At 58.8% G+C, this 14,046-nt stretch carries 13 protein-coding genes and 1 pseudogene; 11 read left to right on the top strand and 3 right to left on the bottom strand.

From position 1 onward, the window contains the following. Window positions 1-19 precede the first annotated feature (19 nt). Entirely contained in the window at window positions 20-619 is a 600-nt protein-coding gene (gene paaY / locus BM035_RS19300) for a phenylacetic acid degradation protein PaaY (protein ID WP_092033866.1), read from the bottom strand. A 384-nt stretch (window positions 620-1,003) separates the two neighbouring features. Here paaY and paaG point away from each other — a divergent pair, with 384 nt between their 5' ends. From paaG to paaZ, 11 genes are all read left to right on the top strand, one after another. Next, window positions 1,004-1,795, top strand: a complete 792-nt coding sequence (paaG, locus tag BM035_RS19295) for a 2-(1,2-epoxy-1,2-dihydrophenyl)acetyl-CoA isomerase PaaG (protein WP_008173811.1) — start codon at window positions 1,004-1,006, stop codon at window positions 1,793-1,795. 3 nt (window positions 1,796-1,798) lie between these two features. Continuing rightward, window positions 1,799-3,319: a 3-hydroxyacyl-CoA dehydrogenase PaaH gene (paaH, locus tag BM035_RS19290; protein WP_092033845.1), complete on the top strand. Its 1,521-nt coding sequence runs from the start codon at window positions 1,799-1,801 to the stop codon at window positions 3,317-3,319. After that, window positions 3,316-3,762: a hydroxyphenylacetyl-CoA thioesterase PaaI gene (gene paaI / locus BM035_RS19285; RefSeq protein ID WP_008173807.1), complete on the top strand. Its 447-nt coding sequence runs from the start codon at window positions 3,316-3,318 to the stop codon at window positions 3,760-3,762. The genes paaH and paaI overlap by 4 nt, the downstream gene beginning before the upstream one ends. Further along, window positions 3,759-5,006, top strand: coding sequence for a 3-oxoadipyl-CoA thiolase (gene pcaF, locus BM035_RS19280; protein ID WP_175497424.1), 1,248 nt, complete (start codon window positions 3,759-3,761; stop codon window positions 5,004-5,006). Before paaI ends, pcaF begins: the two co-directional genes overlap by 4 nt. 59 nt (window positions 5,007-5,065) lie before the next feature. Continuing rightward, window positions 5,066-6,376, top strand: coding sequence for a phenylacetate--CoA ligase PaaK (gene paaK / locus BM035_RS19275; RefSeq protein ID WP_014577966.1), 1,311 nt, complete (start codon window positions 5,066-5,068; stop codon window positions 6,374-6,376). 327 nt (window positions 6,377-6,703) lie between these two features. Beyond that, window positions 6,704-7,696, top strand: coding sequence for a 1,2-phenylacetyl-CoA epoxidase subunit PaaA (paaA, locus tag BM035_RS19270; RefSeq protein WP_008173802.1), 993 nt, complete (start codon window positions 6,704-6,706; stop codon window positions 7,694-7,696). Between the two features lie 17 nt (window positions 7,697-7,713). After that, on the top strand, window positions 7,714-7,995 hold the full coding sequence (gene paaB / locus BM035_RS19265) for a 1,2-phenylacetyl-CoA epoxidase subunit PaaB (protein WP_014577967.1): 282 nt from the start codon (window positions 7,714-7,716) through the stop codon (window positions 7,993-7,995). 12 nt (window positions 7,996-8,007) lie between these two features. Then, window positions 8,008-8,772 (top strand): 1,2-phenylacetyl-CoA epoxidase subunit PaaC, encoded by a 765-nt coding sequence (gene paaC, locus BM035_RS19260; RefSeq protein ID WP_008173798.1) that lies wholly within the window; start codon window positions 8,008-8,010, stop codon window positions 8,770-8,772. Next, window positions 8,756-9,325 (top strand): 1,2-phenylacetyl-CoA epoxidase subunit PaaD, encoded by a 570-nt coding sequence (gene paaD, locus BM035_RS19255; protein ID WP_008173796.1) that lies wholly within the window; start codon window positions 8,756-8,758, stop codon window positions 9,323-9,325. Before paaC ends, paaD begins: the two co-directional genes overlap by 17 nt. A gap of 13 nt (window positions 9,326-9,338) precedes the next feature. Then, window positions 9,339-10,418, top strand: coding sequence for a 1,2-phenylacetyl-CoA epoxidase subunit PaaE (paaE, locus tag BM035_RS19250; protein ID WP_092033842.1), 1,080 nt, complete (start codon window positions 9,339-9,341; stop codon window positions 10,416-10,418). A gap of 87 nt (window positions 10,419-10,505) precedes the next feature. Then, the gene (gene paaZ / locus BM035_RS19245; protein WP_092033838.1) at window positions 10,506-12,551 is read left to right on the top strand and encodes a phenylacetic acid degradation bifunctional protein PaaZ; all 2,046 of its coding nucleotides are present in this window, start codon (window positions 10,506-10,508) and stop codon (window positions 12,549-12,551) included. Window positions 12,552-12,672: 121 nt separating this feature from the next. Here paaZ and BM035_RS23030 read toward each other — a convergent pair whose 3' ends face one another. Both BM035_RS23030 and BM035_RS23025 read right to left on the bottom strand, forming a co-directional pair. Beyond that, window positions 12,673-13,377, bottom strand: coding sequence for an ABC transporter ATP-binding protein (locus BM035_RS23030; RefSeq protein ID WP_041646303.1), 705 nt, complete (start codon window positions 13,375-13,377; stop codon window positions 12,673-12,675). 210 nt (window positions 13,378-13,587) lie between these two features. Then, window positions 13,588-14,016, bottom strand: a pseudogene (locus BM035_RS23025) (hemerythrin domain-containing protein); the annotation flags it as partial. Between the last annotated feature and the right edge of the window lie 30 nt (window positions 14,017-14,046).

Here is a 14,046-nt window from a genome sequence, read left to right as displayed (position 1 = left end):
TTAGCCGGCGCCAAACCATCTATTCGGACTGCTCGTATTTGGGCTTGTAACCGCTGGCGTCCAAACGGGGCCGATCCGTCTCGGCTTCTGACAGTGGCTGGACCTCCTCGAGGCTTGCCAGAGAACGAAGCGTGAGTCGCTGGTACTCTTCTGTACCCTTTCTCTTCCAGGCGATTTCCTTGTCGCTCAGCATGCGCATAACCTTGGCCGGTGAGCCAACGATCAGCGATCCCGGCTCACAGGTAAACTTCGCTTTAACGAACGCGCATGCGCCAACAATGGAGCGGGGCGCAATGTGCGCCTCATCCATCACCACCGCATTCATGCCCACCATGGCATCTTCTCCGACAACGCAGCCGTGCAGGATTGCGCCATGGCCGACGTGTCCGTTTTTCTCGACAACCGTATCCATCCCGGGAAAGGCATGCATGACACACGTGTCCTGAACATTCGACCCCTGTTTCAGAATGATCCGCCCGAAATCTGCACGCAGCGAAGCCGCAGGCCCCACGTAGCAATCCGGTCCGATCCAGACATCCCCAATGAGAACGGCGGTTGGATGCACATAGGCGGACGGATGAACAACAGGAACAACGCCTTCTATACTGTAGCTGGGCATAACGGTCTCCTTCGCGGACGGGCCTGGCAGCGCTCCGCCAAACGACAGGCTGAACGTGGGACCCGAAAAGTCATTGTGATTCATTTTCTGTATCACATTATCCTTTTCCGGGAGATTTTTCATACCTTAGCGCCTGTTTTGAGACGAGAATCCACCCCTGCAATGGCTCAAACCTGAGAGCGCTGATGAATTTTTACCGGATATTCAGCAATATAGACAAAGCAGGCGATTACCTCCGACCAAAGTGATACAGAACCAAGCCAGAACAATCCTTGACGAGTATCAATTCTAAGATATACTCATTTTCCACATTCGATAGCAGTGTGCCGATTTAACACACCTTTCGCGCTATCCCCCCTACAACAAACAACAGGACATACCGCCATGACTCAGCCGAGCATTCTTCTTGAAATCGATCAGGGCGTGGCTCTGCTTACCCTGAACCGTCCGGACAACCTGAACAGTTTCAACGTTGAAATGCATGAGCGTATGCGCGATGCCATCAGCACCGTGCGCAAGGATGAGTCTGTCCGTGTACTGGTCATCACCGGCTCCGGCCGGGGTTTTTGTGCGGGGCAGGATCTTTCCGACCGCAGCGTCTCGCCAGATCAGGAAATGCCGGACCTGGGCGCCTCTCTGGAGAACTATTACAACCCGCTGATGCGGAGCCTCCGGGATCTGCCGATGCCCGTGCTCTGCGCGGTTAACGGGGTGGCCGCTGGCGCCGGCGCCAACATTGCCCTGGCCTGCGACATTACCCTCGCGGCCCGCTCAGCCAATTTCGTTCAGGCCTTCTGCAAACTGGGGCTGGTACCTGATTCCGGCGGCACCTGGACTCTGCCCCGGGTAGCGGGCATGGCCAGAGCCAAAGGCATGGCACTTCTGGGCGACAAGATCAGCGCCGAGCAGGCCGAGAACTGGGGCATGATCTGGCGTTGCGTTGATAACGAGCAACTCATGGAAGAGACCATGAAACTTGCCCGCCATTTCGCGACCCAACCGACCAAGGGCCTTGCACTGATCAAGCGGGCACTGCACGCCAGCGCCAGCAACACCTTTGAAGAGCAGATCAATCTGGAGCGCGATCTGCAGCGCATGGCGGGACAGACCGAAGACTACCGTGAGGGCGTTGCCGCCTTCATGGAAAAACGCACGCCGAACTTCAAGGGGAAATAAGCCATGCCGGCACTGGATACTCAAACCAAAGTTGCCGTCGTCGGCGCCGGCGCCATGGGCTCCGGCATTGCCCAGGTGGCCGCCCAGGCAGGCCACCAGGTTTACCTGCACGACCAGAGAGAGGGTGCCGCCGAGGCGGGCCGTGACGGTATCGCGAAGCAGCTTCAGCGTCGTGTCGACAAAGGCAAGATGCAGCAGCAGGAGCTGGACGATGTGATCGGCCGGATTCACCCGGTTGCAAAGCTTGATGACGTCGCAGACGCCGGGCTGGTGATCGAGGCCATCATCGAAGACCTCCAGATCAAACGTCAGCTGCTGGCGAGCCTTGAAGACCTGTGTACCGCCGATACGATCCTCGCCACCAACACCTCCTCCATCTCTGTTACCGCCCTCGGTGCTGACATGAGCAAACCGGAGCGTCTGGTGGGCATGCACTTCTTCAACCCGGCACCGCTGATGGCGCTGGTCGAAGTGGTCATGGGGCTGGCGACCAGCAAGACCGTTGCCGATACCGTCCATGCCACGGCCACCGCCTGGGGCAAGAAGCCGGTGTATGCAACGTCGACTCCGGGCTTCATCGTGAACCGCGTGGCCCGTCCGTTTTACGCGGAGAGCCTTCGCCTCCTTCAGGAGCAGGCCACCGATGCCGCCACCCTGGATGCGATTATCCGCGAAGCTGGCCAGTTCCGCATGGGCGCATTCGAGCTGACCGACCTGATCGGACACGACGTCAATTATGCGGTTACCAGCTCTGTCTTTAATTCCTATTATCAGGACCCCCGCTTTCTACCGTCGCTGATCCAGAAAGAACTGGTGGAAGCCGGTCGCCTGGGACGCAAGAGCGGCCAGGGGTTCTATCCCTATGGCGAGAGTGCGGAAAAGCCGCAGCCAAAGACCGAGCCGGCACATCAATCCGATGAGTCCGTGGTCATTGCCGAAGGCAATCCCGGCGTAGCCGCACCGTTGCTGGAGCGACTGAAGGCAGCCGGCCTGACCATTATCGAGCGCGACGGCCCGGGCCAGATTCGCTTCGGCGATGCGGTACTGGCACTTACCGACGGCCGGATGGCTACCGAGCGTGCCGCCTGTGAGGGCCTCGCCAATCTGGTGCTGTTTGACCTTGCCTTTGACTACAGCAAAGCAAGCCGGCTTGCCCTGGCGCCTGCCGATCAGGCGTCCGACGCAGCGGTTTCCTGTGCCTGTGCTTTACTGCAAAAAGCGGGTATCGAAGTCAGCCTGATCGCGGACCGGCCGGGGCTGGTCATCATGCGTACCGTCGCCATGCTGGCGAATGAAGCGGCCGATGCGGCTCTTCACGGTGTTGCAACGGTCGCGGATATCGATCTGGCAATGAAAGCGGGCCTGAACTATCCCGACGGCCCCCTGAGCTGGAGCGACCGCCTGGGCGCGGGCCACGTGTTCAAGGTGCTCACCAACATCCAGACCAGCTACGCAGAGGACCGCTATCGCCCTGCCCTGCTGCTCCGGAAGAACGCATTTGCACAGAAGGGGTTTTATTCATGAGCGAGATGGATCCGCAAGTACTCGCCGAAGAATGCGCCAAGGCCATGTTCGCGCGGGACCGCGCCAGCCAGAAACTGGGCATGAACATCGAGTCCGTTGCCCCGGGCAAGGCAGTGCTCACCATGACGGTCACCTGCGACATGATCCAGGGCCACGGCTCCTGCCACGGCGGTTACCTGTTCACCCTGGCCGATTCGGCGTTTGCGTTTGCCTGTAACAGCTACGACCGCGCCACCGTGGCCTCCGGTTGCAGCATTGATTACATGTACGGCGCCAAAGAGGGCGACCTGCTGACCGCCACCGCCGAAGAACAGGCCCGCGGCGGCCGCACCGGCGTTTACGACATCACACTAACCAATCAGGACGGCCGCAAGGTTGCCCTGTTCCGGGGCCGCTCCTATGAGGTTCGTGGCACCGTACGCAATTCGGAGGAAACTGCATGAGCGGCGACAACATCCTGAAAGACGCCTACATCGTCGATGCCATCCGCACCCCTATCGGTCGATACGGCGGTGCTCTCTCCGCCGTGCGGGCAGATGACCTGGGCGCCATTCCTATCAAGGCCCTGGCAGAGCGCCATCCGGATCTGGACTGGTCGAAAATTGACGACGTTCTTTATGGCTGCGCCAACCAGGCCGGTGAAGACAATCGCGACGTTGCCCGCATGTCCCTGCTACTGGCTGGCCTTCCGGTGGACGTACCGGGCAGCACCATCAACCGTCTGTGCGGTTCCGGTATGGATGCAGTCGGCAGCGCCGCCCGGGCCATCCGTACCGGCGAAACACAGCTGATGATTGCCGGCGGCGTCGAATCCATGTCCCGTGCTCCCTTCGTTATGGGCAAGGCCGACTCTGCATTCAGTCGCAAGGCGGAGATTTTTGACACCACCATCGGCTGGCGCTTTGTAAACCCGGTACTGAAAAAGCAGTACGGCATTGATTCCATGCCCGAGACGGCGGAAAACGTTGCGGCCGACTTCGGCATTTCCCGGGAAGACCAGGACGCGTTCGCCCTGCGCAGTCAGCAGCGGACCGCGGCTGCCCAGAAAGAAGGCCGCCTGGCCGCTGAGATCACACCGGTCACGATTCCCCGCCGCAAGCAGGACCCGCTGGTGGTGGACACCGACGAGCATCCCCGGGAAACCAGCCTGGAAAAACTCGCCTCTCTGCCAACCCCGTTCCGTGAAAACGGCACGGTGACTGCGGGCAATGCGTCCGGCGTGAACGACGGTGCCTGCGCACTGCTTCTGGCGGGAGCCGATGCCCTCAAACAGTACAACCTCAAACCCCGCGCCCGGGTAGTTGCCATGGCAACGGCTGGCGTAGAGCCACGGATCATGGGCTTTGGCCCGGCACCGGCCACCCGAAAGGTTCTGGCCACCGCCGGTCTGGAGCTGGCAGATATAGATGTTATCGAGCTGAACGAGGCATTTGCTGCGCAGGCCCTGGCGGTTACCCGTGATCTCGGCCTGCCGGATGATGCCGAGCACGTAAATCCGAACGGTGGCGCCATTGCCCTCGGCCACCCCCTGGGCATGAGCGGTGCCCGGCTGGTAACCACTGCCCTGAATGAACTGGAGCGTCGCCACGCCGCGGGCCAGAAAGCCCGGTATGCCCTCTGCACCATGTGCATCGGCGTTGGCCAGGGCATCGCACTGATCATTGAACGGATCGATGCGGTGGCCTGAAGCCACCCGCCAACAAGAACAAAGACCCTTATTCGACAAGAACAACGCAGGACAGAACCATGACCTTACCACTGCAAAAACTTGGCAAACTTGACCGCATGGAAACCGCCAGCATTGATGAGCTGCGCCACGAACAGCTGCAGCGCCTGCGCTGGAGCGTTGTCCATGCCTACACCAACGTGCCGTTCTACCGCAAAGCGTTTGATGACCAGGGTCTGAAGCCCATGGACATCAACTCGCTGGAAGACCTGGCCAAGGTGCCATTCACCACCAAGGCGGATCTGCGGGACAACTACCCGTTCGGCATGTTTGCCACCCCCATGTCCGACGTGGTGCGGGTGCACGCCTCCAGTGGTACCACCGGCAAGCCAACCGTCGTCGGTTACACCCAGAGTGATATCAACACCTGGGCCGACATTGTGGCACGGTCCATCCGGGCCGGCGGCGGCTCCCGTGGCGACAAGGTTCATGTAGCCTATGGCTATGGCCTGTTCACCGGCGGTCTGGGCGCCCACTACGGTGCCGAACGCCTTGGCTGCACGGTTATTCCGATGTCCGGCGGCCAGACCGAGAAGCAGGTTCAGCTGATCAAGGATTTCGAACCGGACATCATCATGGTGACGCCGTCCTACATGCTGAACATTGCCGATGAAATGGAGCGTCAGGGCATTGATCCCCATAAACTGCCCCTGCGGCTCGGCATTTTCGGCGCAGAACCGTGGACCAACGCCATGCGATCCGAGATCGAGGAGCGCCTCGGCATCGAGGCTCTTGATATCTATGGTCTGTCGGAAGTCATGGGGCCGGGCGTGGGCATGGAATGTATTGAAACCAAAGACGGCCCGACCATCTGGGAGGATCACTTCTATCCGGAAATCATCAACCCGGAAACCGGTGAAGTGCTGCCTGATGGTGAATACGGTGAGCTGGTCTTCACGTCATTGACCAAGGTGGCCCTGCCGATTCTGCGTTACCGCACCCGAGACCTCACCCGCCTGCTTCCGGGTACAGCGCGCCCGATGCGCCGGATTGACAAAATTACCGGCCGCAGCGACGACATGCTGATCATTCGCGGCGTCAACGTGTTCCCGAGCCAGATCGAGGAGCAGGTGCTCAAGTGCGAGGCTCTGGCACCGCACTACGAGATCGAGGTTTACAAGGAAGGCAACCTGGACTGCGTGGATATCCGGACCGAACTGAAACCCGGCGTAACCGACACCCCCGAGAGTCGTGCTGCGGCGGCCAAGGAACTGGCGCACCACATCAAGTCCTACATCGGCATCAGCACCCGTGTCGAGGTGGTGGAAACCAACCGTCTGGCACGCTCGGAAGGCAAGGCCAAGCGCGTATTTGATCGCCGTAACCAGTAAATCCGACCGACCAGCAGAGAGTCAGCACGCAGCGGATGCCGCTGACTCTCGCTGCTTTTCCCACCACCAGGCCCCGCAATCACCGATTTAAAATTGCTTTCCGTTTGCTGATCTCAATAGCATTTGCTCACGTATCACTTTTTTTATTATGCAAATCAGCACTATAAGATCTCATAAGGAAGCTTTTAGATATAACATGACACACAAAGACTGTTCTTGATATTTATTCAGTATCATATAATATGGAGTCATTGACCCTCAGTTGTTATTGAGGGTTCTCTGTTCACGGACAACAGAACAACAAGCCCGATCCGGAGGTATTTGTTTATGTACGCCCAGCTCGTTGAAACCGGCGCCAAGCGCCTTAAGACCAAAGAAGAGATGTCGCCCGAAGAGCGCGACTTTCAGGAAAAGGTCGACGCCGAAACCAAAATCGAACCCAAAAACTGGATGCCGGAAGGCTACCGGAAGACCCTGATTCGCCAGATTTCCCAGCACGCCCACTCTGAAGTGGTCGGCATGCTGCCGGAAGGCAACTGGGTTACCCGCGCGCCTACGCTCAAGCGTAAGCTCCAGCTGATGGCCAAGATTCAGGACGAAGCGGGCCACGGCCTGTACCTGTATAGCGCCATGGAAACCCTGGGTGCTGACCGTGACGAAGAGATCGAAAAGCTGCACCAGGGAAAAGCCAAGTATTCCAGCATCTTCAACTACCCGACCCTGAACTGGGCGGACATGGGTGCTGTTGGCTGGCTGGTAGACGGCGCCGCCATTGTTAACCAGGTGGTGCTGCAGCGTACCTCCTATGGTCCCTATTCCCGCGCCATGATCCGCATCTGCAAGGAAGAAAGCTTCCACCAGCGTCAGGGTTACCAGATCCTGCTGGACATGATGCGCGAAGGCACCGAGGAACAGAAAGCCATGGTGCAGGACGCCATTAACCGTCTGTGGTGGCCGGCACTGATGATGTTCGGACCGCATGACGACGAGTCCCCGAACTCCCAGCAGTCCATGGCCTGGAAGATCAAGCGCAAGAGCAACGACGAACTGCGCCAGATGTTTATTGACCAGACCGTGCCGCAGCTCGAATTCCTTGGCTGCACTGCACCGGATCCGGACCTGAAGTGGAACGAAGAAACCGGCCATTACGATTTCGGCGAAATCAACTGGCAGGAATTCTACGACGTCCTCAAGGGCAACGGTCCCTGCAACCGCGAGCGCATCAAAACTCGCAAGAACGCTATTGACGAAGGTGCCTGGGTCCGTGAAGCGGCCGTCGCCTACGCCGAAAAACAAAAACAGCGCGCACAAGCCGCCTGATACCGGAGGAATACAACATGTCTGAATGGCGCCTTTACGAAGTCTTTGTACGGTCCAAGCACGGCCTGAACCACAAACACGTGGGCAGCGTGCATGCCGCAGACGCCGAGATGGCCATGGAAAACGCCCGTGATCTTTATACACGCCGTAACGAAGGCGTAAGCATCTGGGTGGTTCCCTCCGACGCGATCACGGCGTCCGCGTCCGACGAGAAGGAAGTACTTTTCGATCCGTCGGAAGACAAGGTTTACCGGCACGCTTCCTTCTACAAGCTGCCCGATGAAGTCGGACACATGTAAGGAGCGGTACCCATGACACAAACAGAAGCATTAAAGGAATACCTGCTGCGCCTGGCAGATTCCGACATGATCCTCGGCCAGCGCCTTTGCGAGCTGTGTGGCAAGGCCCCGGCGCTTGAGGAAGAGATGGCACTGATGAACGTTGCCCTCGACCTCGTCGGCCAAGCCCGCAACTGGTACGAGTATGCAGCCGAGCTGATCGACGATGGCCGCGATGCTGACAAGCTGGCCTTCCGCCGGGACGCTCACGAGTATCGCAACCTGCTGATGACCGAGCAGCCCAACGAGGACTACGCCGTCACAATGGGTCGTCAGTTCTTCTTCGACGTGTACCACTACTTCACGCTCAAGAGCCTGACCGAATCCAGCGACGAGCGCATTGCCGGCATCGCTGCCAAGGCGCTGAAAGAGGTGACCTACCACCTGCGCCGCTCCTCGGAGTGGGTGAAGCGTTTTGGTGATGGCACTGAAGAAAGCCACCGCCGCATGCAGGACGCCGTCGACATCCTCTGGCGTTTTACCGGCGAGCTTATTACGCCGGACGACACCGATCGTGTGATGGCCGAGGCGGGCATTGGCCCGGATACTGACCAGCTGGCCAAAGACTGGCGCGGCATGGTCAACGAGGTGCTCACCCAGGCAACCCTGACTCCTGGCGCGGAAGACGCCTGGATGTACATGGGTGGCAAGCACGGCGAGCACACCGAACACCTCGGTTTCATCCTGGCAGAAATGCAGTTCCTGCAGAGGGCCTATCCCGATGCCACAACATGGTGATTCAGACAGCCGGTCAGCTGTCGACATTCTGATTGCCAGTGATCGGGTGCCGGCCAACGCCCGCCCGGATCTGCTGACAGAGGACGACATCTGGGCACTTCTTGAAGAGGTCAAAGACCCTGAAGTGCCGGCAGTCAGTGTCGTGGAGCTCGGCATTGTCCGGGCGGTTCACTGGGACGGTAAAGAACTGTCCATTGACGTGACCCCGACCTACTCCGGGTGCCCGGCAACCGAACTGATTGAGGAGCTGATCGCCGAGGCGCTGCGCGCCGCTGGCTTCCGCGATCCGAAAATCAAACAGGTTCTGACCCCTGCCTGGACCACCGACTGGATCACAGACGAAGGCAAAGAAAAGCTTCGGGCGTTCGGTATCGCGCCACCCGAGGGCAGCTCCAGCAAAATGAGCCTGCTCGGAGAACCGGAGGTCATTGCCTGCCCTCATTGCGGCAGCAAAGACACCGAACGGGTCAGCGAGTTCGGATCCACCGCCTGCAAAGCCCTTTATCGTTGCAAGGAATGCCTCGAGCCCTTCGACTATTTCAAATGCATCTAGAGCCGATACGATCATGAACAAATTTTACTCACTGACCCTCAAAGAGGTCAGACCTGAAACAAGAAACGCCGTATCACTTGCTTTTGACGTGCCGGAAGATCTGGCAGACAAGTTTCACTACCAGCAGGGCCAGCACCTGATCGTGCGCACCAAGCTGGATGGCGAGGAAGTTCGCCGCTCCTACTCGATCTGCCGCAGTGTCAACGACCAGGAGCTTCGCATCGCCGTCAAACAGGTTCCGGGCGGTCGCTTCTCCACCTTTGCCAACGAGCAACTCAAGCCCGGCCAGACTCTGGAAGTCATGCCGCCGCAGGGCCATTTCTCGGTTGATCTGGACCCCGAGCGTGAAGGCAACTACCTGGCGGTAGCCGCCGGCAGTGGTATTACTCCGATCCTCTCGATCGTGAAGACCACCCTGGAAACCGAGCCCAAGAGCGAGGTCACCCTGTTCTACGGCAACAAGGCCACCAGCAGCACCATGTTCCGTGACGAGCTGCAGGACCTGAAAAACGAGTACATGTCCCGCCTTAACCTGGTGTACATCTTCACCCGTGAAGAACAGGACATAGACCTTTACAACGGTCGTATCGACCACGAGAAGTGCGACAAGCTGTTCGACCACTGGATCAATGCCAAAGAGCTCACTGCTGTGTTTATCTGTGGCCCTCAACTGATGACCGAGACCGTGCGGGACTCGCTGCTGAATCATGGCATGGAAAAAAGCAAAATCCATTTTGAACTCTTCACCCCGGCCGGTGGCGTGCCTCAGGCCCGGAAAGACCGCGATCCTGCCCACGTGGATCCGCAGTCTGTCAGCGAAGTAACCGTTATTGCCGATGGCCGCTCCCTGACCTTCCCACTGGTACGCGACACCAAGAGCATCCTGGATGCCGGGAATGAGGAAGGCGCTGATCTGCCTTACTCGTGCAAGGCCGGTGTCTGCTCGACATGCCGCGCCAAGGTGGTGGAAGGCGAAGTGGAGATGGACCAGAACTTTGCTCTGGAAGACTACGAGGTGGAAGCCGGTTACGTGCTTTCCTGCCAGTGCTACCCGATCAGCGACAAGGTGGTTCTGGACTACGACGAAATGTAGTTTCCGCCCCAACATCAAGAAAAGAGCAAGGCAAGTCCCGTAACAACGGGACTTGCCTTCGCGTTTCAGAAACGAATGGAGTTTCCCATGTCAGTCCTGAAAAGTTTCATTGCCGGCCAGTGGGTCGGCGAAAAGCCCGCCAAGGCCCTGCCCAGCGCCATCAATGGCGAGATCGTCGCCCACACCCACGACGACACCCTCGATTTCAAGAACGCCGTTGAGTATGGCCGCAAGGTTGGCGGCAAGAACCTGATGGCGATGGATTTCCAGGAGCGCGCCCTGGCCCTGAAGGCCATGGCCCTGTACCTCCAGGAGCACAAGAAAGAACTCTACGCTCTGTCCATGCATACCGGTTCCACCAAGGGCGACAACGGCATCGATGTCGATGGTGGTTTTGGCACCCTGTTCTCCTATGCCAGCATGGGCCGGCGCGAGCTGCCGTCCGGCAATGTTGTTCACGAGGGTCCGGTGACTCCTCTTGGCAAGAACAACCACTTTGCAGGCACCCATATCCTGGTGCCCCGTGGCGGCGTGGCCGTTCACATCGATGCCTACAACTTCCCGGTGTGGGGCATGCTGGAGAAGTTTGCACCCACATTCCTGGCGGGTATGCCGTCCATCGTGAAGCCGGCCACCTCTACCTGCTACGTGACCGAACTGGCGGTTCGCCTGATGCAGGAATCCGGCGCGCTTCCTGAAGGCAGTCTGCAGCTGATCATTGGCAGCACCGGCGACCTGTTCGATCATCTCGAAGAGCAGGACGTTGTTACCTTTACCGGTTCCGCGGCAACCGCCCGCAAACTCAAGAACCATCCGAACATCATCAATCGTTCGATTCCGTTCAACGCCGAAGCGGATTCCCTGAACAGCGCGATCCTCGCCCCGGATGTTACCCCCGAGCACGACGAATTCGACATCTTCGTGAAGGAAATACGCCGCGAGATGACCGCCAAGGCCGGTCAGAAATGTACTGCCATTCGTCGTATCCTCGTGCCGAAAGATCAGGCGAACGCGGTCTGCGACAAGCTGAAAGAGCAGCTTTCCAAGATCACTGTAGGTGATCCCTCTGTCGAAGGCGTTCGCATGGGTGCACTGGCCTCCACCGACCAGTTGGAAGATGTGAAGGCCAATATCCAGGAACTGCTCAAGACCAGCGAGCTGGTTGTGGGTGGCGAAGGCAACTTCAAGCCCACCGGCGATGGCACCGAGAAAGGCGCATTCATCGAGCCGCACCTGCTGCTGTGCCGGAACCCGGAAAACGGCTGCGGCGCCCACGATATCGAGGCCTTCGGCCCGGTTGCCACGGTCATTCCTTACGACACCGTTGAAGACGCCGTTGAACTTTGCTCGAAAGGCCGTGGTTCCCTGGTCACTACCCTGACCACCCGGGACCCTGCCATTGCCGGCAGGATTGCGCCACTTCTGGCCGCTTTCCATGGCCGTCTGCACCTGCTGGATGCCGAAGCCGCGAAGGAATCCACCGGCCACGGATCGCCTCTGCCCATGCTCAAGCATGGCGGCCCCGGGCGCGCCGGTGGTGGTGAAGAACTGGGCGGCATCCGTGCGGTTCACCACTACTTGCAGCGCACCGCGATCCAGGGCTCTCCGAGCATGCTGGCTGCGGTTACCCGCGAGTACGTACGCGGTGCTGATCTGATCGAAACCGACGTGCATCCGTTCCGTCGCCACTTCGAAGACCTGCAGATCAACGAGTCTCTGCTGACGCATCGACGCACCGTCACCGAAGCCGACATCGTCAACTTTGGTTGCCTGTCCGGTGATCACTTCTATATGCACTTCGATGAAATCGCGGCGCGGGACTCCCAGTTCGGCAAGCGCATTGCTCACGGCTACTTCGTGCTTTCCGCTGCGGCCGGCCTGTTCGTCTATCCGGGTGAAGGTCCGGTGCTGGCGAACTACGGTCTGGACACCCTGCGTTTCATTGAGCCGGTTGCCCCGGGTGACACAATCCGGGCGCGCCTGACCTGCAAGCGCAAGATCGATCAGGGTCGGACATCTCCGGACGGACACCCCCAGGGTGTTGTGGTCTGGGATGTTCAGGTTCACAACCAGAACGACGAGATGGTTGCGAGCTACGACATCCTGACACTGGTTGCCAAGAAGCCCGAGTAACACCGGGCTTCCCTGCTTTCTCCCTGTCTTGGACCCCAGGGAGAAAGCGTCAGGCAAATAAAAGGGGGACAGGTCGCAAGACCTGTCCCCCTTTTATTGGCGCAAGGAAAGTTCCGGGCGATTACATGCCCAGGTAGGCCTCACGAACCTTCTCATTGCTGAGCAGTTCACGGCCGGTCCCTTCGATCACCACCTTGCCGGTTTCCAGCACGTAGCCGCGATCCGCCAGAGCCAGCGCCTGGGAGGCATTCTGCTCTACCAGGAAGATGGTAATACCCTCTTCCTTGAGTTCCTTGACGATGTTGAAGATCTCCTCGATGATCAACGGCGCCAGACCCATGCTGGGCTCATCCAGCAGCAGCAGTCTTGGCTTGGCCATCAGGGCACGGCCCATCGCAAGCATCTGTTGCTGGCCACCGGAGAGCTCGCCTGCCAGGTTATGGCGCTTCTGTCGCAGAATCGGAAACTTGGTGTACATCCGTTCCAGATCGTCCATTACCTCGGGGGTTTTGCCACGGGTATAGGCGCCCAGAAGCAGGTTGTCATGAACGCTCAAGTCCTTGAACACCTGCCGGCCTTCAGGCACCTGGACGATGCCATCAGCTACCCTCTGATCGGCAGTGATCTTCGAGAGATCCTTGCCTTCAAAGGTGATGGCACCCCGGTCTGTGGGCTGAAGACCCGAGATAGTCATCAACAGTGTGGATTTGCCAGCACCATTGGCGCCTACCAGTGACACGATCTCACCACTATTGATGTGGATGTCCACATCATGCAGCACTTCAATCTGGCCGTAGGACGTTACCAGTCCCTTGATGGACAGCATCTCTTCTTTGGCATGAGGCGCAGTCACCCGGTCTGCGTGCTTCAGGCCGAGACCACCGAATTTCTCGGGGGTATAACTGACAATCTGGTGCCGCAATTCCCGGAATTCCTCCCGGACGCGCTCACCGAACAGCGGATCGTTTTCCACGTCCCGCGCTTCGATGATCTGCTGCCAGTCTTCCTCGGTCAGGAGTTTACGGGCCCGTGGAATAACCACGCCCTCTTCCTTGCGAATGTGTTTGCGCAAGGCTTCCGTGAAACGGGCCAGAGCATGGCTGAACTCTTCGCGACCTTCCGGCCAGCCTTTTTCGCACTCCGCCAACAACTGGCGCAACTCCACCAGCTTTTCGTGACCGATGACATAGCCCCTGGCCAGCTTCTCCAGCAGAGGCGCTGTCTCGGGGGACTTCTCACTGAGCCGTTTGTAGAGCTCAATGTCAGTGGGCGTGCTATGCACCCGCTGGGAGAAGTGCTGAATGTAATCAAAAATGGTCTTCAGCAGCCGCTCATCCGGGCGCTGGTCGTTAAGGTTCATATCACTCAGCAACTGGTCCAGCAGATCCAGAATCCGCCACAGCGCCTGGTGCTCATGAACAATAATCCGTACGGCCTGCTCACTGCGTGACTGGGCAGGCGCCATTTCAGTATTTTGCTCGCTCATGTGAAATGT

It is taken from the genome of Marinobacter sp. DSM 26671, assembly GCF_900112835.1.
GTDB lineage: Bacteria > Pseudomonadota > Gammaproteobacteria > Pseudomonadales > Oleiphilaceae > Marinobacter > Marinobacter flavimaris.
The sequence above is the reverse complement of the archived record's forward strand: the minus strand, read 5'-3'. Positions and strand labels throughout refer to the sequence as shown.

Bases quoted from the DNA above. Each gene is read 5' to 3' on its own strand.
- paaC (WP_008173798.1), top strand. From the start codon at position 8,008: ATGACACAAACAGAAGCATTAAAGGAATACCTGCTGCGCCTGGCAGAT.
- paaB (WP_014577967.1), top strand. From the start codon at position 7,714: ATGTCTGAATGGCGCCTTTACGAAGTCTTTGTACGGTCCAAGCACGGC.
- paaH (WP_092033845.1), top strand. From the start codon at position 1,799: ATGCCGGCACTGGATACTCAAACCAAAGTTGCCGTCGTCGGCGCCGGC.
- paaI (WP_008173807.1), top strand. From the start codon at position 3,316: ATGAGCGAGATGGATCCGCAAGTACTCGCCGAAGAATGCGCCAAGGCC.
- paaA (WP_008173802.1), top strand. From the start codon at position 6,704: ATGTACGCCCAGCTCGTTGAAACCGGCGCCAAGCGCCTTAAGACCAAA.
- paaG (WP_008173811.1), top strand. From the start codon at position 1,004: ATGACTCAGCCGAGCATTCTTCTTGAAATCGATCAGGGCGTGGCTCTG.
- paaZ (WP_092033838.1), top strand. From the start codon at position 10,506: ATGTCAGTCCTGAAAAGTTTCATTGCCGGCCAGTGGGTCGGCGAAAAG.
- paaE (WP_092033842.1), top strand. From the start codon at position 9,339: ATGAACAAATTTTACTCACTGACCCTCAAAGAGGTCAGACCTGAAACA.
- paaY (WP_092033866.1), bottom strand. From the start codon at position 619: ATGCCCAGCTACAGTATAGAAGGCGTTGTTCCTGTTGTTCATCCGTCC.
- BM035_RS23030 (WP_041646303.1), bottom strand. From the start codon at position 13,377: ATGCTGTCCATCAAGGGACTGGTAACGTCCTACGGCCAGATTGAAGTG.
- pcaF (WP_175497424.1), top strand. From the start codon at position 3,759: ATGAGCGGCGACAACATCCTGAAAGACGCCTACATCGTCGATGCCATC.
- paaD (WP_008173796.1), top strand. From the start codon at position 8,756: ATGCCACAACATGGTGATTCAGACAGCCGGTCAGCTGTCGACATTCTG.
- paaK (WP_014577966.1), top strand. From the start codon at position 5,066: ATGACCTTACCACTGCAAAAACTTGGCAAACTTGACCGCATGGAAACC.